The organism is Rhodococcus sp. BE178, assembly GCF_050433545.1.
Lineage (GTDB): Bacteria > Actinomycetota > Actinomycetes > Mycobacteriales > Mycobacteriaceae > Prescottella.
Genome location: NZ_JBNPXA010000001.1, coordinates 719,014 through 741,461, shown reverse-complemented (window position 1 = coordinate 741,461; position 22,448 = coordinate 719,014). Strand labels below are relative to the sequence as shown.

General features: G+C 70.4%; 17 protein-coding genes and 1 pseudogene. 9 read left to right on the top strand and 9 right to left on the bottom strand.

Translation table 11 applies throughout. From position 1 onward, the window contains the following. Nucleotides 1-65: 65 nt before the first annotated feature. The 5 genes from J2X34_RS03415 (at nt 66) to J2X34_RS03395 (ending at nt 4,798) form a co-directional block, all read left to right on the top strand. Nucleotides 66-980, top strand: coding sequence for a helix-turn-helix domain-containing protein (locus J2X34_RS03415; protein ID WP_258558071.1), 915 nt, complete (start codon nt 66-68; stop codon nt 978-980). A gap of 161 nt (nt 981-1,141) precedes the next feature. Continuing rightward, nucleotides 1,142-2,380, top strand: a complete 1,239-nt coding sequence (locus J2X34_RS03410) for a styrene monooxygenase/indole monooxygenase family protein (protein WP_429516122.1) — start codon at nt 1,142-1,144, stop codon at nt 2,378-2,380. 26 nt (nt 2,381-2,406) lie between these two features. Beyond that, entirely contained in the window at nt 2,407-2,703 is a 297-nt protein-coding gene (locus J2X34_RS03405) for an EthD family reductase (RefSeq protein ID WP_309473104.1), read from the top strand. Nucleotides 2,704-2,716: 13 nt separating this feature from the next. Beyond that, nucleotides 2,717-3,238, top strand: a complete 522-nt coding sequence (locus tag J2X34_RS03400; RefSeq protein ID WP_258558072.1) for a flavin reductase family protein — start codon at nt 2,717-2,719, stop codon at nt 3,236-3,238. Between the two features lie 111 nt (nt 3,239-3,349). Next, complete coding sequence (locus J2X34_RS03395; RefSeq protein ID WP_429516121.1) at nt 3,350-4,798, top strand: aldehyde dehydrogenase family protein; 1,449 nt, start codon at nt 3,350-3,352, stop codon at nt 4,796-4,798. A 73-nt stretch (nt 4,799-4,871) separates the two neighbouring features. Here the strand turns inward: J2X34_RS03395 and J2X34_RS03390 are convergent, their stop codons facing one another. The 3 genes from J2X34_RS03390 to J2X34_RS03380 form a co-directional block, all read right to left on the bottom strand. Beyond that, nucleotides 4,872-6,320: an aldehyde dehydrogenase gene (locus J2X34_RS03390; RefSeq protein WP_114723325.1), complete on the bottom strand. Its 1,449-nt coding sequence runs from the start codon at nt 6,318-6,320 to the stop codon at nt 4,872-4,874. 86 nt (nt 6,321-6,406) lie between these two features. After that, nucleotides 6,407-7,294 carry an ROK family protein gene (locus J2X34_RS03385; RefSeq protein ID WP_114723326.1) on the bottom strand — a complete coding sequence of 296 codons (888 nt, stop codon included), beginning with the start codon at nt 7,292-7,294 and terminating at the stop codon, nt 6,407-6,409. Between the two features lie 89 nt (nt 7,295-7,383). After that, complete coding sequence (locus J2X34_RS03380) at nt 7,384-8,139, bottom strand: methyltransferase domain-containing protein (RefSeq protein ID WP_429516184.1); 756 nt, start codon at nt 8,137-8,139, stop codon at nt 7,384-7,386. Nucleotides 8,140-8,319: 180 nt separating this feature from the next. Between J2X34_RS03380 and J2X34_RS03375 the strand changes: the two genes are divergently transcribed. Further along, on the top strand, nt 8,320-9,573 hold the full coding sequence (locus J2X34_RS03375) for a glycosyltransferase family 4 protein (RefSeq protein WP_429516120.1): 1,254 nt from the start codon (nt 8,320-8,322) through the stop codon (nt 9,571-9,573). On the opposite strand, the gene J2X34_RS03370 is transcribed toward J2X34_RS03375, so the two are convergent. Beyond that, complete coding sequence (locus tag J2X34_RS03370) at nt 9,475-11,244, bottom strand: hypothetical protein (RefSeq protein WP_429516119.1); 1,770 nt, start codon at nt 11,242-11,244, stop codon at nt 9,475-9,477. The genes J2X34_RS03375 and J2X34_RS03370 overlap by 99 nt on opposite strands. Nucleotides 11,245-11,276: 32 nt before the next feature. Here J2X34_RS03370 and J2X34_RS03365 point away from each other — a divergent pair, with 32 nt between their 5' ends. Both J2X34_RS03365 and J2X34_RS03360 read left to right on the top strand, forming a co-directional pair. Beyond that, nucleotides 11,277-12,479, top strand: a complete 1,203-nt coding sequence (locus J2X34_RS03365; RefSeq protein WP_429516118.1) for a polysaccharide biosynthesis protein — start codon at nt 11,277-11,279, stop codon at nt 12,477-12,479. An 83-nt stretch (nt 12,480-12,562) separates the two neighbouring features. Continuing rightward, entirely contained in the window at nt 12,563-13,576 is a 1,014-nt protein-coding gene (locus J2X34_RS03360; protein ID WP_114723368.1) for an alcohol dehydrogenase catalytic domain-containing protein, read from the top strand. An 86-nt stretch (nt 13,577-13,662) separates the two neighbouring features. Here J2X34_RS03360 and J2X34_RS03355 read toward each other — a convergent pair whose 3' ends face one another. After that, nucleotides 13,663-14,811: a DUF3068 domain-containing protein gene (locus tag J2X34_RS03355; protein WP_114723331.1), complete on the bottom strand. Its 1,149-nt coding sequence runs from the start codon at nt 14,809-14,811 to the stop codon at nt 13,663-13,665. Between the two features lie 216 nt (nt 14,812-15,027). Here J2X34_RS03355 and J2X34_RS03350 point away from each other — a divergent pair. Continuing rightward, nucleotides 15,028-16,026: pseudogene (locus J2X34_RS03350) on the top strand (acyltransferase family protein); the annotation flags it as partial. 71 nt (nt 16,027-16,097) lie between these two features. On the opposite strand, the gene J2X34_RS03345 reads toward J2X34_RS03350, so the two are convergent. The 4 genes from J2X34_RS03345 to J2X34_RS03330 all read right to left on the bottom strand — a co-directional run bounded on the left by J2X34_RS03345 (nt 16,098) and on the right by J2X34_RS03330 (nt 22,400). After that, nucleotides 16,098-20,483: an alpha-(1->3)-arabinofuranosyltransferase domain-containing protein gene (locus J2X34_RS03345; protein ID WP_429516117.1), complete on the bottom strand. Its 4,386-nt coding sequence runs from the start codon at nt 20,481-20,483 to the stop codon at nt 16,098-16,100. Beyond that, nucleotides 20,464-20,637, bottom strand: a complete 174-nt coding sequence (locus J2X34_RS03340) for a DUF2613 domain-containing protein (protein WP_114723333.1) — start codon at nt 20,635-20,637, stop codon at nt 20,464-20,466. Before J2X34_RS03340 ends, J2X34_RS03345 begins: the two co-directional genes overlap by 20 nt. 142 nt (nt 20,638-20,779) lie before the next feature. After that, entirely contained in the window at nt 20,780-21,877 is a 1,098-nt protein-coding gene (locus J2X34_RS03335; RefSeq protein WP_429516116.1) for an isochorismate synthase, read from the bottom strand. A 55-nt stretch (nt 21,878-21,932) separates the two neighbouring features. Beyond that, the gene (locus tag J2X34_RS03330) at nt 21,933-22,400 is read right to left on the bottom strand and encodes a universal stress protein (protein WP_114723335.1); all 468 of its coding nucleotides are present in this window, start codon (nt 22,398-22,400) and stop codon (nt 21,933-21,935) included. Between the last annotated feature and the right edge of the window lie 48 nt (nt 22,401-22,448).

Below are 22,448 nucleotides of genomic sequence, written 5' to 3'. Positions count from 1 at the left end.
AGGGACGAACCGCATTGTCCGGCTTATCCGCTTCCAATGCAGGATGCACCCTCGGAACCGACGGGGTGGCACCCGAACTGCGGGTCGATTGTTGGCGGGAGCTGGTTTCCCAGCTCTATGTTCCTCTCAGCGCCGACACGACGTCGCCCGACTTCGGCGGCAACGTGCGGATGAGCACGCTCGGCGCGACCGTGGTCTCGCGCGTCACTGCCGGACCGCACACCGTGCACCGCAGCAAGGCGATGATCGCCGCGAGCGAGCGGGGGTACTACAAGCTCGGCCTGCAGCTCGAGGGGGACGCCGTCCTCTCCCAGGGTGATCGGCAGGTGGTCCTGCGTCCCGGCGACTTCGCCCTGTACGACACTGACAAGCCCTACTCGATGGCCTTCACCACGTCGACCGATATGGCGGTCTTCATGTTCCCGCGCGAGCGCCTGAGGGTGTCGCGTGCGGCGATGGATGCGATCCTGGCCCGCGGAGTCCGACGTGACGACGACCTCGGAGCACTCGTCGGTCCGCTGCTGTCCCGGCTGATCCGCCAGACGTTCCGCGACGACAGCGCCCCCTCTGCGCTTCCGATGGCCGACGCGGTGGTGGATCTTCTGTCGGCGTTACTGAACGACCAGTTCGGTGAACGCGAATGCCGCGGAGCCGACGCGCTGCTGATGGAGGCCAAGTGCTTCATCGACCAGAACCTCTCGGATCCGGATCTCTGTACCGATGCCGTCGCGGCGGCAGTTCACGTGTCCACCCGCTACCTCCAGAAGATCTTCTCCGCAGACGGTCAGTCGGTCGCGAAGTGGATTCGAGAACGTCGACTCGAAGAGTGTCGACGCGACCTGATCTCGGACAGGGACGTTTTCTCGGTCAGTGCCGTCGGCGCCCGCTGGGGACTTCCTGACGGTGCGCACTTCAGCCGAGTCTTCAAGGGACACTTCGGTGTCAGCCCCAGCGAACTGTACCGGTCCTCCGGGCGATAGCCGACCCGGCGGTGGTCCGAATGCCGCTCTGACGGTGTGCGCGAATCGTCAAAGACTGTTCCCTGCAAGCCATGACGACTCCCCGCTCTCACTGCGATCGTATGAACAGTAGGAGTTCGAATTCTCCTGCAGGACACCAGCTCGCAGAGGAGCACTCACGTATGCCGAACATCGGAATCATCGGCGCGGGTATCGGAGGCCTCCAATTGGGACTCCAGCTGCGCCAGCACGACATCCCGGTAACGATCTACACCGACAAGACCGCCAAGCAGATTGCGTCCGGACGCCTGCTCAACAGTGTGGCGCACCACGGACCGACGCTCGAGCGTGAACGTATGCTCGGCGTTCACTACTGGCCCGTCGAGATGTACGGGTACTCGTGCCACCACCACTACATCGGCGGTGATCAGCCCCTGTCGTTCAGCGGCGACTTCACCAATTGGTCGAGTGCGATCGACTACCGGCTCTACATTCCCCGACTCACCGAGGAATTCGAGAACCGTGGCGGCAAGATCGAGGTCCGCATGCTGCAGGCCGAGGACGTCGAACCCATCGCCGACCGGCACGACCTGATCGTCGTCGCGGCGGGTCGTGGAGCATTCGCGTCGATGTTCCCGCGGAGGCTGGAATACAGCCCGTACGACACCCCGCAGCGACTACTCAGCGTTGGACTGTATCGAGGCATCGCGCAGTCGGAGCCGCGTGGTGTGACGATCAGCTCCTCGCCCGGCCATGGCGACCTGCTCGAGATCCCGATGTTCACCGAGGAGGGCTTCCTCACCGCGCTGCTGTTCGAGAACGTCCCCGGTGGCGACCTCGAAGTCCTGTCGAAGATGTCGTACGAGGACGATCCGACGACGTTCGACAAGACCGTCCTCGAAGCGCTCGCAAAGCATCACCCGACGACGTTCGAGCGCGTCGACCCGGCACAGTTCGGAGTGAACCGATCGATCGACCTGCTCCAGGGCGCGCTGGTGCCGACGGTCCGCGCCGACTACGCGCGACTCCCCGGCGGCAAGTTCGCGCTCGCGATCGGCGATGTCCACAGCGTCGTCGACCCGCTGCTGGGGCAAGGTGCCAACTCGGCGTCCCACTCCTCCTGGATCGCCGGCGAGGAGATCATCGAGGATCTCGGATTCGACGAGATTTTCTGCCGGCGCGTCGCATCGCGCCGGGCGGACGTCGTCCTCGGTGCCGCGCAGTGGACGAACCTGATGCTGGCGCCGCCGGCCGACCATATCCAGCGGTTGTTCGCGGCGATGAGCGCCGACAAGGCCATCGCAGACGAATTCACGCACAACTTCGACCACCCCGATCGCCAGTGGCAGATCCTCGCCACCGCCGACCGCACGGACCGATTCCTGGCACGGCACGGAATCGCTTCCACGAGAACAGCGTAGAGAGGCCACGAAGCATGCATCGACTAATGGTTCTGTATCCGCAGCCGCAGGATCCGCACCACTTCCGCGCGTACTATGTCGACAACCATCTTCCCCTTGCCGCGGAACTACCGGGCCTGCGCGGCATGCGTTACAGCCTGGACGTCGCCGGAGTCGGGGATCCCAGCCCGTATTTCGCGGTGTGGGAGGGAGAGTTCGACTCACGCGAAGCGATGGAGCGGGCGCTCGGTTCGCCGGTGGGCCGTCGCGTAGCCGAGGACACGGGCAATTATGCCACCGGTGGGGCGCACCTGCTCCATTTCGCGGTCGAGGCGACCCGGTGACTCGGAGCACATCGTGAGATCCTCCGCGAACCTCGGACCGGGCACCACCCCGAACCCGCGTGCATTCCGAGACGCCATGGGGCGCTTCGCTACCGGAGTCACCGTCATCACCGCCAGGACGGAGGGCGGCGTCCACGGCATGACGGCCAACGGCTTCATGTCGGTGTCCCTGACGCCCGCGCTCGTCCTGGTCTCGCTCGGAGATTGCTCGATGGCAAGGCATCTCGAGGCGGGGGACCGTTACGGGGTGACACTGCTCGCCGCGAATCAGGAAGCGACGTCACGACATTTCGGTGGCCGCAATCAGTCGGGCCTCGAAATCGAGTTCGCCGAGTACGGAGCACATGTCTTCGTTCCTGGTGGGCTCGCCGAGATCGGCTGCCGCATCGTCGATCGGCACCGTGCGGGTGACCACACCCTCTTCATCGGGGAAGTGGAACACCTCGAGTACCGCGACGGTGCACCACTGCTGTTCTATACGGGCGGCTACCGGGGGCTGAACGTCGGCCTCAGCGACGACCTGTTCTTCTGCTGACATTGCTCGACGCAGCGGGGTGCTCATGCCGGGGCGGAGGCACCCCGCCCGCGCGCGACCGAGCTCCCGGAGCGAGCCGTTGATCGATTCCCATTGCTATCAAGGAGATTCATGACTACACGTGAACGGCTGCTGATCGGCGGCCGATGGGTCGACGCCGATTCCGGCCGCGAGTTCGAAACGCGCGATCCGGCAACCGGCGAGGTAGTGGGCGTCGTCGCCGACGCAGGGACGAGCGATGTGGATTCGGCGGTGAGCGCGGCCCGCGAGGCGTTCGCCGATCCGGCCTGGCGGAACATGACTCCGGCCGAACGAGGGCGGCTGCTGTGGCGGATCGCGGATCTGATCGAGCGCGACGCCGACGCGCTCGCGGAGCTCGAGACTCGCGATCAGGGGCAGCCACTCGGTGTCGCGAAGACCGTCAGCCTGACCATGGCGGCCGACGTGTTCCGGTACTACGCGGGCTGGTGCACCAAGATCGAGGGCCACACGTCCGCGGTGTCGATTCCGGGCACCATGCACTACACCCGCCGTGAACCGATTGGCGTGTGTGCGCTGATCACCCCGTGGAACTTCCCGCTCATGATCGCCGCGTGGAAGCTCGCGCCGGCCCTCGCATGCGGGAACACCGTAATTCTCAAGCCGGCCGAGCAGACTCCGATGACCACCGTGGCGCTGGCCCGCATCTGCGTCGAGGCCGGTGTCCCACCCGGCGTCGTGAACTGCCTGACGGGTGGTCCCGAGGCCGGTGCAGCCCTCAGTGCGCATTCCGGGGTCGACAAGGTCTCCTTCACAGGGTCGACGGAGGTCGGTCGCAAGATCGTCGTGGCGGCGTCGTCGAACTTCAAGCGCGTGACCCTCGAGCTGGGCGGCAAGGCGCCGAGCGTGATCGCCCGGGATGCAGACATCGACGCGGCGGTCGCCGGCAATCTGCAAGGGGCGCTGCTCAACAGCGGACAGGTCTGCGCCGCCTACACCCGCTTCTTCGTCGACTCCAAGCGGGTCGACGAGTTCGCGGAGAAGATCGGGGCAGCCGCCGCGGCGCTGCCCGTCGGCCCCGGCATGTCACCCGAGACCGTCATCGGGCCACTGACGTCTCCCGAGCACACTGCTCATGTCGATCGGCTGGTCCGGTCGGGTATCGCCGAGGGGGCACAGCTCGTCACCGGTGGGACGCGACTGCAGGGTGATCTCTCCGCCGGAAACTTCTACAGCCCCACCGTGTTCACCGGCGTCACGGACGAGATGACGATCGCGCGCGAAGAAATCTTCGGACCTGTCCTGTCGATCCTGCCGTACGACGATCAGGACGAGCTCGCCGCACGCGCGAACGACACCGACTACGGGCTCGCGGCCTGCATCTGGACGAAGGACCTGACGACCGCCCACAACCTGGCCGCGTCGATCCACGCGGGAAGCGTGTTCGTCAACATGCTGCCGTTCCTCGATCCGGCCGCCCCGTGGGGAGGATTCGGTGCCAGCGGTTGGGGCCGTGAGATGAGCTCCAACGCAATCGACGAGTTCACCGAGACGAAGGGCGTGTGGATCAACCTGGCGTAGCGCCCACACGCGTCAGGCGCGGCCCGAGATGTTCTCGGACCGCGCCTGACGGATGTCGATCGTGCCTCTATGCCTATCCGGTGTAGCCGGGGGGCATCAGGACGGACTTGAGCTCGCAGTAGGCCTCGAGGCCCTCCGGTCCGTTCTCGCGGCCGATGCCGGAGTTCTTGAAGCCGCCGAACGGGCATCCGGGATCGAACGCGTACCAGTTGATGGCGTACGTGCCGGTGCGGATCTGCTTGGCGATCTCGATGCCCTTCTCGATGTCGGTGGTGTACACCGAACCGGCCAGGCCGTACTCCGAGTCGTTGGCGATCTTGACGGCCTCGTCGACCGTGTCGTAGGGGATCACCGACAGAACCGGTCCGAAGATCTCCTCGCGGGCGATCGTCATCGAGTTGTCGACGTCGGCGAAGATCGTCGGCTCCACGAACCAGCCCGTGTCCAGGTGGGCCGGGGCGCCGCCGCCGAGCACGACGCGCGCACCCTCGGCCTTGCCCTTCTCGATGTAGCCGAGGACCTTGTCGCGCTGCTTCTCGGTGATGAGCGGGCCCAGCGTCGCGCCCTCGTCGGCCGGACGACCGACCGGCATGAACCCGGCGGTCTGGACCATGGCCTCGATGATCTCGTCGTAGCGCGAGCGCGGCGCGAGGATGCGCGTCTGGCCGACGCACGCCTGGCCGGAGTTCATGAGGCCGGACATCACCAGCATCGGGACGGTCGCCGCGACGTCCATGTCCTCGAGCAGGATCGCGGCCGACTTGCCACCCAGCTCGAGCGAACAACGCTTGAGCTGCTCGGCGGCGATCGCGCCGATCTTGCGGCCGACGGCGGTGCTGCCGGTGAAGGTGACCTTGTCGACGTCGGGGTGCGAGACCAGGTACTCGCCGGTCTCCGCGCCGCCCGGCACGATCGACAGCACGCCTTCGGGCAGGCCGGCCTCGGTGAAGATGTCGGCGACCATGTTGGCGTTGAGCGGAGTCTCCGGCGCCGGCTTGAGCACCACGGTGCAACCCGCGAGCAGGGCCGGAGCCAGCTTGTTGATCGCGAGGAACAGCGGCACGTTCCATGCGATGACCGCGCCGACGACGCCGACCGGCTCGCGGTAGATCTTGCTCTGGCCGAACGGCCCGGTGCGGACCTCTTCCCAGGGGAACTCGGTGGCGAGCCCGGCGTAGTAGTTGAGGGTCGCGAGCGACATGGTCTTCTGCATCACCTCGACGCCCGATGCCGGCGCGCCCATCTCGTCGGAGATGGTGGAGATCAGCTCCGCACTGCGCTCCTCGATGAGCTTGGCGACCTTGGCGAGGATCTCGCCACGCTGGGCCGGTGTGGTCTCGGCCCACGGGCCCGCTTCGAGGGCCGCGCGTGCTGCGCCGACGGCGGCGTCGATGTCTGCCGGAGCGGCGACGGGGACACTGCCCACGCGCGCTTCGGTAGCGGGGGAAAACACCTCCAACCGCTGGTCGGTGGCCGGCGCGACCCATCGTCCGCCGATGAAGAGTTTGTCGTAGTCGGTCATCAGTCCATTCCTCGCTCTTGTGGAGTGCCCTGGGTCACACTAGAACACGTTACAGCCAACTGGAATAGGCGAGGTCCGATCGCAGGTCAGACGCCGTCCGTTGCAAGCAGCCCGGCGCCGGTGAGGGTGCCGAGTACACCGAGATCGGCGGGCGCCAGCCGAAGGTCGCGCAGGAAGGACAACCGTGCGTGCCGCGCCGCCGCCGCGATCATGGGATCCCACAACGCGGGGCCCGCCTGCGCGAAACCGCCGCCGACGACGACGAGGCCGATGTCGAGCAACGCTGCCGCCGACGCCAACACCTGTCCCAGCGCGGTGCCGGCCCGTTCGAGGGCGTCGGCCGCGGTGGGTTCTCCCAGCGCTGCGTCGACGGCCAGATCGGCAGCCGTGGCGCCGTCCCACCCGTTGGTCCGTGCCCACCGCAGCGCGGCCGGAGCGCTCGCGACGGTCTCGAGGCAGCCGAATGCCCCGCATCCGCACTGTTCGGCGCCGCCCGGCACCACCATGTGTCCGACGTGGCCCGCGTTGCCGGTGCGTCCGCCCACGATCCGGCCGCCGCGGATCACGCCGCCGCCCACCCCGGTCGAGACGACGACGCCCAGCAGATCGGGAGTGCCTCGGCCCGCGCCCAGTCGGTGCTCGGCCAGAGCGGCGGCGGCCCCGTCCAGCGCGAGACGCACGGTTGCGGACCGGAACAGGGTCCGGACGGCGTCGACGATCGGAAAGCCGTCCCGCCACTCGGCGATGTTGACCGGCGCGACCGTGCCCGCGGTGGTGTCGACCGGCCCCGCTGACGCAATGCCGACCGACGTGATCGGTTCGCCGCCGGCCGCTCGCTCGAGCAGCGCGCCGCACGCGTCCCACACCCCGGACTGCGGCGTCGGGACGGTCACCCGATGATCGGGCGAGCCGTCGGGCAGCACCCGCGCCGCCGCCATCTTGGTGCCGCCGACATCGAGCGCGAGTGCGGTCATGATCCCGAGCGTAGTTCCCTGTGCGGCTCGTCCTGCCGATTCCGGTTCTCCCCGTCGGAGCGCCCGCACCTCGTACGGCGACCGGAGGGTCAGCGCTTGCGGACCACGAGAACCAGGTTGCTCACCAGCAGTTCGCGCAGCACCGGGATCTTCACCATCCACCACGCCCAGCGCGGGTGGTAGCGGGGGAACGCGTCCAGGACGTCGCCGCCGGTCTGGTCCTTCGCCCACCTCAACCCGTCCGCGGCACCGATGTCGAACAGCGAGATGCCGTAACGGTTCTTGGGTTCCTTGCCCTGTTTGCGCTTGTAGCGCCGGGCCGCGTATTCGCCGCCGAGGTAGTGCCACGGGCCGGTCTCGTGCCCGCCGAACGGGCCCCACCACAGCGTGTACGACAGCACCATCAGCCCGCCGGGGCGCGTCACCCGCAGCATCTCCTCGGCCATCACCCACGGCTGCGACACGTGTTCGGCGACGTTCGACGAGAAGCACACGTCCACCGATCCGGTGCGGATCGGCAGCGCCAGCCCCGAGCCGCGGATCGAGTCGCCGACCGTCAGGCCCGCCGCGTGCATCTCCGACGGATCGGGCTCCACCGGAATGTAGCGGGCACCGGCCTGCCCGAACGCGTCCGCGAAGTAGCCGGGGCCGCCGCCCACGTCGAGCACCGTCGTGCCGGTCAGGTCCGCGTCGGTGAGGCCGCGATAGAGATCGCCGATCAGTTCGACGGAGTCGCGGGCGAGGGCGCCGTAGAACAGGTCCGGGTCGGTCTGCTCGTACCGGAAGTCGCTGAGCAGCCCGACCGACCGCTTCAGGGTTGCGCGGCGGGCGAAATGCCGGGTCACTCGAGGTGCGCGGGTGGGGACGAGACGGCGTGCGCGGGCGGGAGTCACGGGAGGAACCTTATCGATCGGACATACCGCGCTCCCGTTCGCCGGATTCCACTGCTTGACGGTAGGGCGGGCCGCGTCCAGCCGATAAGGTGTGTCGCAGGCAACGGTCCGAGCCAGTAAGGGGGCACGCACGTGCGAGAGGTTCTCCTGCTGTGCTGGCGCGACACCGGGCATCCCCAGGGCGGTGGCAGCGAGCGGTACCTCGAGGAGGTCGGCGCGGGCCTCGCTCGACGCGGCATCAAGGTCACGTTGCGGACCGCGGGCTACCCGGGTGCCCCGCGCGAGGAGATCGTCGACGGTGTCCGGATCAGTCGTGGCGGCGAGCGGCTGACGGTGTACCCCCGGGCGCTCGGCGCGATCGTCGCCGGCCGTCTCGGTCTCGGACCGCTCGCCGGACTGCGCCCCGACGCGGTGCTCGACACCCAGAACGGCATCCCCTTCTTCTCGAAGGCCGTGTCCGGCGCGCCGGTGACCGTGCTGGTGCACCACTGCCACCGCGAGCAGTGGCCGGTCGCCGGTCGACTCATGGGGCGCGTCGGCTGGTGGATCGAGTCGCGGCTGTCGCCGCGCGTGCACCGGGAGAGCCAGTACCTGACGGTGTCGTTGCCGTCGGCCGACGAGCTCACCGACCTCGGCGTCGAGCGCGAGCGGATCGCGGTGGTCCGCAACGGCGCCGACGCGATCCCGGCCGGCGTCGAGCCGGGGAGCGGACACACCCGCACCGCGCATCCGAGTGTGTGCGTGCTGTCGCGGCTCGTGCCGCACAAGCAGATCGAGGACGCGCTCGCCGCCGTCGCGACGCTGCGCCGGACCATTCCCGCGCTGCACCTCGACGTCGTCGGCGGCGGCTGGTGGGAGCAGAACCTGCGCGAACGGGCCCACGAGCTGGGTATCGCCGACGCCGTCACGTTCCACGGACACGTGCCCGAGGACCGCAAGCACGCACTGCTCGCGCGCTCGTGGGTGCACGTGATGCCGTCCCGCAAGGAGGGCTGGGGACTCGCAGTGATCGAGGCCGCCCAGCACGGTGTCCCCACGGTCGGCTACCGCAGCTCCAAGGGACTTACCGACTCGATCATCGACGGCGTCACCGGTCTGCTCGTGGGCGGCGACTCCGACGACGCTGTGTCGGATCGGGCGGCCGCGGTGCCCGCGCTGGCGACCGCCGTCGAATCGCTGCTGCTCGACGCCGAACTGCGCGCCGAGCTGGGCGACAAGGCCCGGCTGCGGGCGTCCGAGTTCTCGTGGGCACAGACCGCGTCCGGGGTGTACGCGGTACTGGCCGCGTCAGCCGCCGGGCGGCACGTGTCGGGGCTCATCGCCGGCTCCGAAACCGGCACGGTTGCGCCGCCGCGACTCCAGGAAGCCGAGACCGCCGCCCACTAGCAGCGCCGCCCACAGCAGGTGCGCGCCCGTGGACACCGCCCGCGCGGACCCGGTCGCACCGACCGTGATCTCGCCGGGAACCCGGTACAACGCGAGTTCGTCGTCCTCCCAAGTCTTTTCGAGATCGTCGAGGGTGTGCTGCGAGTCGCCGAGGGGGCCCGGGGTGGTGCGTTCGACCAGCACCCAACGCACCTGCTCCTCGACGAGTTCCTTCGGCGACGCCCCCGTCAGCAGCAACTGTTCGACGCGCGAGGCCCGCGCGCCCTCACCGCCGACCGCCGACGCCTGCCCCACCACCAGCTGTCCGGTCTGCAGCACGTCCGCCGGCAGCATCCGCGGCGCGGGATCGAGCACCGGGGCGTCGCCGCTGTAGGGGAACTTCCGGAACATCCCGGCCGGCAGCACCGCGACATCGCCCGGCTCCGGTGACGCCTCGAGGGTCTCGACCACCCGCTGCCACGACGCCGGATACTGCACCGGCTGCAGCGCGCCTCCGACACCCCACACCAGGTCGGGCAGCGCGAGCACGACCGCGGCGATCGCGGTGACCGGGACCGCACCGGGCAGCGGCGCCCGGGTGTTCAGCGTCCGCACCCCGGCCGCCGCGGCCAGTGCGTACAGCGGCGCGGCGAGCGCCACCCACTTCTGGGTGTCGCGCAGCAGCCCCGTCCCCGGCACGTGCACCACCGCCCACTCGCCGACGGCCAGCCCCCAGCCCGTCGCGCCGAGCGCGGGCAGCAGCACCGCGGCGGCGGCGAGGACCGCGAGCGCGACGATCACCGGATGGCGCCGACGCCGCCACAGCGCGGGCAGCCCGCAGCCCACGACCGCGAGCAGCAGTAGCGTCCCGACCAGCGCCCACAGGGACGTGCGCGAGCCCGGGACGGCGGTGGAGTTCCAGATTCCGCCCAGCCCCGCGACACTGCCGAGGGTGCCGAGGCCCGGCTCGGCGCGGGACGCGAACGCCGCCACCCCAGCCGGGTCGGACGTCCCGCCGCTGCCGGAACCGGCCGTCGCGATCAGCCACGGCGCCGACACCGCGACGAACAGGACCCCCGTCCGCAGCAGCCGCAGTGGCGCGCGTCCGCTGCCGCCGGGCGCCGCGAGGGCGGCGAGCGCCACGACCACCGCGAGCAGCGCGCCGGTCGGCGTCAGGCCCGCCGCGGCGAGGCACAGCGTCAGCGACCACCAGCCGCCCGGGCGTCCGCGCCGGATCGCGACGGCGGCGCACACGACCCACGGCAACGCGGCGTATCCGGTGAGCAGGCTCCAATGTCCTTGCAGCAGACGCTCGGCCACGTACGGGTTCCACAGCGTCACCGTCGACGCCACCAGCTGCGGGCCCAGGCCTGACCCCGGAAGCAGCACCGCCACCATCCGGGCGGCACCCCAGCCGGCGAGCCACAGCGCCGCGCACAGGATCGCCTTGACCACGACACCGCCGTCGACGACGGAACTGAGCACCGCGATCAGCCAGTCCTGCGGGACGGCGCGCGCCGCGGCGTCGGTCAGGCCCAGCGCCGAATCGGTGAGGTACGACCGCGGTGTGCTCACCGCGTCGCGGAGCAGCAGGTAGCCGGGGCCGAGCAGCGGTCCGAGGATCAGCCCGGTCAGCGCCAGGCTGTAGAGGCTCGGCGCGGCGCGTGTGAGCGTCGTCCGCCGTGCCGTCATGAGCGGCACCTTACGTGGTGCATCATGAGCGGATGCCACGCCAATCCCTCACCGGCTCCACTGTCGCCGGGATGACGATGGTGACGGCCGGTTCGATGACGGCGAACCTCGCCGCCTACGTGCTGCAGCTGCTGGCCCTGCGCTGGCTGGGGCCGTCCGCGTACGGAGAATTCGCGAGTCTGCTCGCCGCCCAGTTGGTGCTGGCGGTGCCCGCCCTGGCGTTGCAGAGCGTCGTGGCCCGGGAGCTGGTGCACGGCAAGGGCCACACCGAGCTGCGGGCCCTCGGATACCGCTGCGCGGCCATCGTCGCGGCGATCGCCCTGCTCCTCGTACCCGGCATCTCGTGGGCGCTCGACACGAGCCTGACCGCCACGCTGTGGGCTCTCGTCGCGGCCCCGCTGCTGGTGCTGCTGGCGACCGAACAGGGCCTACTGCAGGGCGCCGGCCGCTTCGCCGACCTCAGCGTCGTGCTGGCCGGCGCCGGTGTCGCGAAGGTGGTGCCCGCGGTCGCGGTGCTGGCGATCGGCGGGGGACCGGGGCCGATGCTGCTCGCCGGGGCGGTCGGGACCGCCGTGATGGTCGTCGTCGCGCGACTGCTCGAGCGGCGACGGGGCGAGCGCGTGGTCGGCGGCGCCGGCGTCGGGGTCGGCACGGTGCTCCGCGCGTCGCAGGTGCAGCTCGCGATGATCGCGCTGTCGTCGGTGGACCTGCTGATCGCACGCGTCGTGCTTCCCGAGGCCGAAGCCGGCATCTACGCGGCGGGCGCGGTCGCGACCAAGGCCGCGTTCTGGCTGCCGCAGGCAATCGGGGTGGTGCTGTACCCGCGGATGGCGAATCCGGTTCACTCGGCAAGCGCGGTGCGGTCCGCGCTGGCCGTGCTCACCGGGCTCGGGGCGCTCCTGGTGATCGGCGCCGCCGTGGTCGCGCCGATAGCGACGATGCTGTTCGGCGACGACTACGCGCCGGTCCAGGGAATCCTGTGGATGTTCGCGCTGAACGGTGCGGCGCTCGCGGTGCTGCAGGGCGCGTTGCTGTCCGCGATCGCGGGGGAGCGCACGCATCTCGCGATCGTCGCGTGGGTGGGCCTGGCGGTCGAGGCAGTGCTGATGTTCACCGTCGCCGACACCGTCCGTCAGTTCGTCGTCGTCGCGGCCTCCGTGGCGACGCTGACGGCCTGCACGGCGGCCGTGCTCGCGTTGCGGAGCGCCCGCAGCGACGACGTCCCGGCGCAATGACCCCTTGCCTCGGGCCGTACCGGAGAGTTTGACTGGAAGGTGGCCCCGATAGTCCGGGACAACCACACATCGTGAGGACGCAGATGCCTACTCATCGAGCAGTGCACGTCCAGTCCGCCGGTGAACCGTTGACACTCGTCGACGTCGAGACCAAGTCTCCCGAACGCGATCATGTACGCATCGCGGTCGCCGCCTGCGGAATCTGCGGTACCGACCACGGATTCGTCGAGGGCGGATTCCCCGGGATGTCCTGGCCGCTCACACCCGGCCACGAGATCGCCGGGACGATCGCCGAACTCGGTGCCGGCGTCGACAACTACAGCGTCGGGGACCGGGTCGCGGTCGGCTGGTTCGGCGGTTGCTGCAACCGGTGCGTCCCGTGCCGGCAGGGGCACCTGGTCTATTGCGAGAACCTGCAGGTGCCGAGCTGGCAGTATCCCGGCGGCTACGCCGAGTCCGTGACAGCGCCGGCGAATGCGCTCGCCCGGATTCCGGACGAACTGTCCTTCGCGGAAGCGGCACCGATGAGTTGTGCGGGTGTCACCACGTACGACGCGCTGCGGAAGTCCAAGGCGATGCCCGGCGACCGGGTCGCCGTCCTGGGGGTCGGCGGCCTCGGCCACCTCGGTGTGCAGTTCGCCCGGGCGATGGGCTTCGAAACGATCGCAATCGCCCGTGGCGCCGGTAAAGGCGACGACGCCCGAGCGCTCGGCGCCCACCATTACGTGGACTCCACCGCCGGCGACGTCAGCGAGGCCCTGCGGGCACTCGGCGGCATGACGGTGGTGCTCGCGACCGCGGCGAACTCGCAGGCGATGGCCGACACGGTCGGCGGGCTGCGTCCGCAGGGCGAACTGGTCGTGATCGGCGTCCCGTCGGAGCCGCTGCCGATCAGCCCGGTACAGCTGGTCCTGCCCGGCATCAGCGTCAACGGTCACGCGTCCGGTACCGCCCGCGACGTCGAGGAGACGATGCGGTTCGCGGTCCTGTCGGGGGTGCGTGCCCGAATCGAGGAACGCCCCCTGGCGGATGCCGCCGACGCCTATTCCGCCACGGTCGCAGGACGCGCGCGCTATCGCATGGTCCTCACCATGTGACCGCTTGCGAGACAGGAACCCTGGGACGAACGAACCCCCGCGCGGTGATCCGCGCGGGGGTTCGCTACTTCGTCAGGAAGCGCCGGTCACTGCTGGCGCGGCGGCTCGGTGAAACCGCCCTTGTCCATGTTGACCGTGGGGAATTCCTCGGTCTTGTCCGACGTCCAGTCGTGGTCGCCGTTGGGCGCCTGGCCGGATCCGGTGGGCGGGTTCGCAGGACCACCGGCGGTGGCGCCCTTGTTGCCGCGTCCGCCGCGCAGGCCGAGCACGATGCCGGCGATCAGCGCGATGGCGCCGAGGATGCCGGCGACGATCGGCAGGGTGCGGCCGAACAGCGACAGCTTGTCCTGCCCGTCCTTGGCCTGGCCGATCTGGTACTCGATGGTGTTCTCGTCGAACGGCAGCGTCACCTTGAGCACGGTGACCTCGGGCTTGGCCTTGTCGCGGGCGTAGTACTGGTACAGCTTCTCCTGGCCCTTGATGACGACGCCGGTGACCGGATCGACCCAGATATCGCGCTCGTTCTGGTACCAGCGGACCATCGTGACCGGCTGCTGGTCGCCGGGGACGCCCCAGGTGGCGGCGGGCAGCGTCAACTTGTTGGTGGGCGCCGGCACCACCTTGGACAGATCGACGGGCTCGATCTTCTGGTTGTAGTGGTACACCTTCATTCCGTTGATCTCGGTTTCCTCAACGAAATTGATGTCCTGCGTGCTCCGCGAGTTCAGGTCGAAGTACGGGTAGCTCTTCTTCTCCGCATCGAACGGCCACTTGTACTGCAGACCCGTGTGCGACACCTCTTCGGCCGGCTCGTTCGACGCGGTCTGGATGGTGCCGACGGGCGGCTCGACCGGCATCGAGCTGACGCGGTCCGCGGTGACGCGGTCGACGGTCGCGGTCAGCAGACCGCTGTCGCCCTGCTTGTCGGTGCGGATCACCGACTGGCCGGCCTGCAGCGAGATGACGTCCGCGTCGGACGGCTGCTCGGTGATGACGTAGCGCTGCGCGACGATCGGCACGTTCGTGTTGACCTCGGCCTTGCCCGCGAGCAGGGCCTTGGAGTCGAGCACGTCACCGTTGCCGGTGGCGACGGTGGTGACCTCGAGGTCGAGCGGCGTCTTCTTGAGCTTGTCGACGGTGTACGCGGGAATGAGGACTGCCACGGCCAGCAGGAAGGTCCCGAGGCCTACCAGAATGCACGCAAGTATCCGGCTCGGGCCTGAACGCTCGGCCATGCTGTCTCCTAACTCAATGTTCGGAATTGAGATACCCCCACCGGCAGCGTGCCCGCTGCACGGGTCGCACGGTGCCTTCGAACCTGACACCACGTGAGCTCAGACACTAACAGTCCCGTTGTCCCATTTGCGTCAGCGCACCGATTTCGGTCGCGTTCCCGTCGCTCCTGGTGTGCTCTTTCGGATTCGTGGGCGGTCCGGGCACACTGAACGACGATGAACAGCTCCCACCTCGACATCCCGGCCCCAGTCGGCAATCCGCGGGCTTTCCTTCCCGCGCTCGAGGGCATGCGCGGAGCCGCGGCGCTCGGCGTGCTGGTGACGCACGTGGCGTTCCAGACCGGCGCGGTCGGCGATCCCGTCGTCGGCCGGATCTGGGGGCGGTTCGATCTGGCGGTCGCGGTGTTCTTCGCGCTGTCGGGTTTTCTGCTGTGGCGTCCGCACGCCGCCGCGGCCCGCGGACTCGGGACCCCGCCGACCATCGTCAAGTACTGGATCTCCCGCGCGACACGCATCCTGCCCGCGTACTGGGTGCTGGTGTGTCTGGTCCTGCTGTTCCTGCCGGCGGCCGGCGGCGGCTGGAAGGTGTGGGTCGCGAATCTCGCGCTGATCCAGGTGTTCGTGCCGCTCACGCTCACCGAGGGCATGACGCAGCTGTGGAGCCTGTCGGTGGAGGTGGCGTTCTACCTGATCCTGCCGATCGTCGCGCTGGCCCTGGTGCGGCTGCGCGGCCCGGCGGCCCGCTTCCGGGTGCCGGTCCTGCTCGCGACCGCGACGGTGAGCCTGGTGTGGGCGTTCCTGCCGATCCCTGCCCCGGACGGTATCCACCACGACAACTGGCTGCCCGGCTACATCCCGTGGTTCGCCGCCGGGATGCTGCTGGCCGAGCTCGCGATGGTGAGCGGGACGTGGGTGCACCGCCTGTCGCAGCACCGGGTCGCGATGGCGGCGATCGCAGCGGTCGCGTTCGGGGTGTCGACGACGTGGCTGGCCGGACCCGAGGGCCTGGTGCGGCCGGAACCCTGGCAGTACGCCACCAAGATCGCGCTGGGTGCGGTGATGAGTTTCGCGCTGCTCGCGCCGCTCGTCCTGGGCGGGCACCGCCACCGGATCCTGGCGAGTCCGGCGGCACTGGCGGTGGGACGCTGGTCCTACGGCCTGTTCATCTGGCATCTCGCGGTGCTGTCGATCGTGTTCCCGATGTTCGGCATCGCACCGTTCAACGGCAACTTCGTGTTCGTCCTCGTCGTCACGACGGTTTTGAGCATCGCGGTCGCGTCGGCCAGTTACGCGTTGGTGGAGGAGCCGTCCCGCCGGGCGGTCCACCGCTGGGAGAGGCGGCGCCACATCGGTGAGCGCGACAGCGGCAACGCGGAGACGCCCACGCAGACCACCCCGATCAGCGCGAACAGCTGAATCAGGAAGGAGTGCCCGACGTAGCCGTCGGCGGCCCGCCACGGCCCGGTCGAGAGCAGGACGGCGGCGAGCACCGAGGAGACACCCGCGACGCCGACGAGTACCCGCGCCGCGAACGACGGTCCACGCCACCGTGACAGTCCCAGCGCGGCGGCCGCGACGAGGACGGTGACCAGGGTTCCCACCGGCCCGGCGACGACGGTCGCGACGGCCACCACCCCGAGGGAAGCGGCGACGACGCTCCGCCACGGTCGCGGCGCGGGTCCGAGGTCGCGGGTGCGCCGCCGCGGGACCAGGGCCAGGAGCAGCAGCGGGATCAGCAGCGCGAGGCCGAACGCGATCCCGGCGCGGTACCAGCGATCGGTCGGGAACTCGAGCGTCACGACGCCGTCCGTGCCGGCGGGCACGATCCAGCCCTGCTGCCACCCGCTCACGATCACCGGTTGCAGTTCGGTGCCGTCGGGTGCGGTGGCGATCCAGCCGCTGTTGGTGCTCTCGGGCACCACCAGCAGTTGGTCGGTGTCGGCGGCGGCGACGTCGAGTTCGCGCAGGTTCTCGGTCCACCGGCCCACGGTCGGCGAGGCGGGCGCGGCGGCGGGCGCGGCCGGGGCCGCGTCGAGGCGCAGGCTGTCGACGGTGAACGCCGGTCCGGGCGCGACCACCACGTCCTGACGGCCGGCGGGCAGCGCGGCTGGTAAGGCCGGGGCGCACGGGGTCGCGGTCACCGGCAGTCCCGCCGCCAACTGTTCGGCGGTCGCGGTGACCGAGGTCCGCACCAGGGTGCCGCCGATCGAGATGGTCGGCCCGACATCGCAACCCACCGTGACGGTGCGGTCGGCCGCCGCGGTCGCGGTCCCCGCGACCGGGCGGCCGTCCTCGCCGAGCGCGGCCACCTCGGACAGCCCGGCCGGCTGCAGTTGCAGGAAGCCGAGCGCGGTCCGGTCGAGCACCTCGTGCCAGCGCACGAGGGTCAGCACGATCGTGTCGGTGACGTGCGGTTCGAGGGAGATCGTCTGCGGCGCGGACGGGTCCTCGTCGTTGTCGAGGTCGCGGGTCTGCGGTCCGTCCCCGAGGTTGACCGCGACCCGGCTGGGGGACGCCGGCAGGTTGCCGGGGCTGGGCGTCACCGTCAGCCCGGTGACGAGGGTCGGCTGCGGCAGCCGGATCGTCAGGGTCGGCAACCCGCCCTTGCCCTTGGCCCTGGCAGCGGTCTCCGAGGGGGCCGTCCAGGACGTCGCGACGTCGCCGTCCACCGCGGCGCCCGCCGTGCCGCGCAACTCGACACCGTCGGACGGTCCGTGCGCGGACACCGCACCGGGGTCGGCGACGAGCGCCTCGAGTGCGGCGCCGGGACGCGGCCGCAGCGTCAGTTCGGGCGTGACGGCGGCGGCCTCGGGCACCGACAGGGTCCGGGTGAACGTGCCCGGTTCCTCCGGGGGCAGGACCAGGGATCCGCTGCAGTGCACCCGGTCCGGGCCCTCGGCGCAGCCCGACCGTCCGGGAAGTTCCTGGCCCAGATCCCAGCCGCGCACCGCGGCGCCGTCGGGCGTCGGGGGCAGCACCGTGCGGTGCACGATCGGGACGGGCACCGGGGTGCCGCTCGAATAGTCGTCGACGGTGAGATCGCTGATGCCGAACTGGAAGCCGGGCGAGCCGTCCTCGGTGTGGGTGGCCAGGATCCGCAGCCACGGCGTGGTGCCGGACGGCAGCGACACGTCGACCGGCTTGCCGGGCTTGTCGACCTTCACCGACGTCGAGCCGTTCGGCGTCTCGATCCGCAGCCACTTGACGGGTGGTCCGAACGCCGCCGGACTGGTCGTCAGGTGCAGCATGCCGCGGGTGATCGGGGTGTCGAAGTCCAGTCGCAGCCACTGGCCGCGCGCGGTCTCGAGTCCGTTGCTGAGCCACGCGGTGGCCGGGTCGCCGTCGACGGTGGCGGCCGGACCGCTGCCCGGCGCGGTGCCGCCCAGCTGGGTGGCGTCGGACGCCGCGCTCGACACGGTGATCGTCGCGCCGGACCACTCGCCGTGCACCAGCGGCGCGTCCGGGACGGGATAGTCCGGGACGGCGTTGTAGGTGCGACGCGGGTCGTCGGGGCCGCGCAGCGCGGAGTTGTGGTTGTCGACCTGCCCGAAGTCCGTCTCGCGGTCGGTGGGGGTGTCGGTGACGGTGACCGATCCGTCGTCGATCCCGGCGCGCGTGGCGTCGGTGGCGAGCAGCGCCGGCCCGGTGACGGTGCCGTTCTCGGCGAGCCGCAGCAGTGACTCGGGGCCGCCCTGCACGACGGGTACCCGGTCCAGGTCGACGGTGTACGGGCCGGCGGGCGGTGTCGGGGCGCCAGGCGCGGTGACCCGGTAGATCTCGATCGCCGGGTACCCGGGACGCAGGTCGCCGTCGACGACCACGTCCTCGGCGGTCTCGGGGGCGATGTCGTCGCCGAACTGCGCGACCTTCTCGAAGCCGGGCGAGCCGTCGACCGTCTGGTGCACCAGCAGCGGCCGGGCGGAGCGCGACGTCTCGGGATCGAGGTCGTTGCGGACCACGACGTACCGGATGCCCTGGGCGAGCAGGGTGTCGGCGAGTCCGTCGGACGGGCGGCCGTCGGAGATGAGGCGCTGCACCGAGTCGAGGGCGCGGATCGCGCCGGGCGGGACCAGCGGGACGGCGTCACGGACCGCCCACGGCGTCGACGCGAGGGGCTGCAGTGGTTCGTCGCGGGTCAGTCCCCACACCTGGGAGCCGAACGGGGCGCCGGGCACCACGAGCGCGCGTTCGGCGTCCGCGCCGGAACCGTCGCCGCCGCTGCCCGCGGCGTTGTCCTCGAGCCACTGCGCGGCGTCGTGCCAGTACGACGGCACCTCGTCGTATGCGCCGCGCGGGGCCAGCCGGCCGGACCACGCCAGCGACGTCGTGAGGGTGAGTGCGACCAGCAGCAGGCTGGTCAGGGCCACGATCGGTTCGCGTTCGGGGTGCGCGAACGCGCTGCGCCAGCGTCGTAGCGGCACCGACCCGGGCAGCGGGACCTTGGCCAGCAGATGCGCGAGGCCGAGGACGAGCGGCAGCCGGACCAGCGGCTCGAGCTTGTGGACGTTGCGCAGCGGGGCGCCGGTGCCGTCGAGGAAGGCGCGGACCTGCTCGGCGATCGGGGAGCCGAGTTCGCCGACGTAGCCGGCGCCGAGTCCGGCGATGCCGACGAGCAGGATCAGCGTCAGCCGGCCCTTCGCGGGCATGGACCGCATGCACAGCCCGGCCAGCCCGGCGGCCGCGATCAGGCCGGTCGCGACGACGGCGACGGGCTGGGTGACCAGGACGGTGCCGGCGACGCGTTCGGGGGAGACGAACGGGGTCCAGCTGTCGGTGCCGCGCAGCACCTCGGTGAGCGACGTCCATTGGGTCGTGACGCCCGACGACTCGATGTAGTCGAGGAACGGCGGGCTCACCCGGCCGAGCAGCAGCAGCGGGACGATCCACCACAGTGTCGCCAGCAGCAGGCACGGAATCCACCATGCGGTGAACACCCACCAGCGGCGGTTGGGGCGGTGCGCGATCCACCACAGCCCGGCGATCAGGCACGCGGCCGCGGTCGCGACGGCGTTGACGGCGCCCATCAGCGCGACCGCGAGCGCCGACTGCGCGGCGAGCCGGCCCAGGCTGCGCGATCCCGGCCCGGCCGGCCTGGTCGCGAGTATCACCGGCAGCAGCACCCACGGGGCCAGCATCATCGGTAGCGACTCCGACGAGATCGACCCGATCGTCGTCAGCACGCGCGGCGACAGCGCGAAGGCCACGGCCGCGATGATGCGGGAACTGCGGCTGCCGATGCCGAGGGCCTCGGCGACCCGGATGACACCCCAGAAGCCGGCGACGATCAGCAGCGCCCACCAGAACCGCTGGGTGATCCACGGTGGAATGTGCAGCAGTTCCCCGAACGCGAAGAAGGCGCCGTGCGGGAAGAAGTAGCCGTAGGCCTGGTTCTGCACCTGCCCCAGCGGCGCCTGGCTGTTCCACTGGTGGGCGGCGCGGGCGAGGAACCCGATGGGGTTCTCGGTGAGGTCGTACTTGGTGTCGGCGACGGTCAGGCCCGGCGACTGCAGCAGGCACATGATCAACGCGACGAACCCGGCGCCGATCAGCCAGCGCCGGGTCAGGGGTTCAGTCGAGGGTTCGACGGAAAGCCCCCCGTCGGCGGAACCGCCGGACGAGGGGGAGGTGCGGGAACGCGCGATACCAGCGGGTTCAGCGGCTGCCGTACTCAACCTGGTTCAGCAGAGACGAGTTGGCGTTACCGGAACGGTCGATGTCGGGGAGCGTGTTGTCCTCGACGGCTGCGGTGATGCCGAGGATGGCGCCGGCGCCGACGACAGCACCGATCACAGCGCTGGCAATGCCGGGGACAAGGAACTTCGCCATCTCTGATCTCCCATGATCAAGCCGCCGGGTACGCGGGGTCCTACTCGTGCGTACGTGATGTCCGGGTCAAGGTATCACCCGTGACGTCGTGGACGGCTCCATTCCCGGCCCGTGGCGGCGGTCGGCTCGGTGTCGGGCCAGCTCACGCCGGTTCGCGAGCATCGACACCCAGGGCGCCGAGCAGCGTGCCGAGCTTGGTGGTGGTCTCGTCGAGCTCGGTCTCGGGGTCCGAGGCCGCGACGATCCCGCCCCCCGCCCACGCGAGTGCCGTGGTCCCGTCGGCGTCGATCTCGGCGCACCGGATCGCCACTATCCAGTCGCCGTCGCCGGCCCCGTCGCACCAGCCGACCGCGCCGCCGTAGAAGCGGCGGTCTCCTTCGAGTTCGCGGATCGCGTCGAGTGCGCGGGCGGTGGGTGTGCCGCACACCGCGGGGGTCGGGTGCAGGAGGGTGGCGAGCTCGAGCGAGCCGACGGACGGGTCCCGCAGTTCACCGCGGATGGGGCTGGCCAGGTGCCACAGTTCGCCGGTCCGGGTGAGCTCGGGCGCGACCGGCACGTCCAGGTCCACGCACAGCGGACCGAGGATGTCGCGGATCCATTCGACGACGAACGCGTGCTCGGCCAGATTCTTCGACGACGCCAGCAGTTCCGCCCCCTCGGCACGGTCGGCGTCCGGGTCGGCGTGGCGCGGTGCCGACCCGGCCAGCGGTCGGCACGTGACGGTGCGGCCGCGTCGGCTCAGCAGGATCTCGGGGCTCGCGCCGACGAGCGTGTGCCCGACATAGCCGGGGCCGGCGGCAGTGAGATCGAGGGCGAAGCCGTTGGCCGCCGCGTGCCGGGTGACCATGCGCGCGGCCAGCGTCTCCGGTGAGATCGGCTCGTCGGCCGCCAGCTGCACGGCCCGGGCGGCGACCACCTTGTCGAGCTCGCCGCGGCGCAGCCGCTCGATCAGCCCGCGAACCCGCTCGACATGTACTGCAGCACTGGGTATCTCGCGTTCGATCCGAACCCGGGGCAGAGGCGGGGTGGTCTCCGGGTGCCACGGGCCGGGCGTCCACGACACGGTCTCGGGGGCCGTGAGGGCGGCGCGTGCGGCCGGATCGAACGGCAGCGCGCCGACGACCACATCGGTGCGGGCGGACGCGAGTGCGTCCGCCGCCGCGTCGGTGTTGTCGAATCGTTCCCGTGTCCCGGTGGTGCGAAGAGTGCGGTCGGGGCGCGAGAGGAGAAAGCCGTCCATGGTGAAGCCGACGATAGTCGGGCCGCCGGGCCCGACGCCGTCTAGGTTCGCGGCCTCACTTTCCGGGCGGCACGATCAGCACGGGCCGGTGGCTGTGCCGCAGCACGTGGTCGGCGACGCTGCTCTGCAGCAGCGAGCGCAGTCCGGTGGTGCCCCGGGTGCCGGTGACGATGATGTCGGCGTTCAGTTCGTCGGCGCACTCGACGATGGTGGCCCAGATCGCGGTTGCCGACTCGCAGCACCGGCCCTCGGCGTTGAGGCCGACGGCGAGCGCCAGGTCGACGCCCTCCTCGTTGGTGGCCTTCGCGTCGGTGAGCGCGACATCCTCGGATGCCTCGTCCGGGACCCACTCGGGTTGCATCACGCCGGACAGCCCGGACATGCGGGCGGCCTGACGGACCATCGGCTCCCAGGCGGTGGCGACCACGGCGCGGTTCGCGGCAAGGAAGCGGCCGGCGTACTCGATCGCCCGCTTGGCGTTGTCGGAGCCGTCGTAAGCAATGAGCATGAGATCTGCAGGCACTGTGACCTCCTGAAATCGGGGTCGACCGCCGTTGGCGGCCTTCGGCTT

Coding starts and splice junctions, on each gene's coding strand:
- J2X34_RS03410 (WP_429516122.1), top strand. CDS start 1,142: ATGCCGAACATCGGAATCATCGGCGCGGGTATCGGAGGCCTCCAATTG.
- J2X34_RS03405 (WP_309473104.1), top strand. CDS start 2,407: ATGGTTCTGTATCCGCAGCCGCAGGATCCGCACCACTTCCGCGCGTAC.
- J2X34_RS03395 (WP_429516121.1), top strand. CDS start 3,350: ATGACTACACGTGAACGGCTGCTGATCGGCGGCCGATGGGTCGACGCC.
- J2X34_RS03390 (WP_114723325.1), bottom strand. CDS start 6,320: ATGACCGACTACGACAAACTCTTCATCGGCGGACGATGGGTCGCGCCG.
- J2X34_RS03385 (WP_114723326.1), bottom strand. CDS start 7,294: ATGACCGCACTCGCGCTCGATGTCGGCGGCACCAAGATGGCGGCGGCG.
- J2X34_RS03370 (WP_429516119.1), bottom strand. CDS start 11,244: ATGACGGCACGGCGGACGACGCTCACACGCGCCGCGCCGAGCCTCTAC.
- J2X34_RS03365 (WP_429516118.1), top strand. CDS start 11,277: ATGCCACGCCAATCCCTCACCGGCTCCACTGTCGCCGGGATGACGATG.
- J2X34_RS03360 (WP_114723368.1), top strand. CDS start 12,563: ATGCCTACTCATCGAGCAGTGCACGTCCAGTCCGCCGGTGAACCGTTG.
- J2X34_RS03355 (WP_114723331.1), bottom strand. CDS start 14,811: ATGGCCGAGCGTTCAGGCCCGAGCCGGATACTTGCGTGCATTCTGGTA.
- J2X34_RS03340 (WP_114723333.1), bottom strand. CDS start 20,637: ATGGCGAAGTTCCTTGTCCCCGGCATTGCCAGCGCTGTGATCGGTGCT.
- J2X34_RS03335 (WP_429516116.1), bottom strand. CDS start 21,877: ATGGACGGCTTTCTCCTCTCGCGCCCCGACCGCACTCTTCGCACCACC.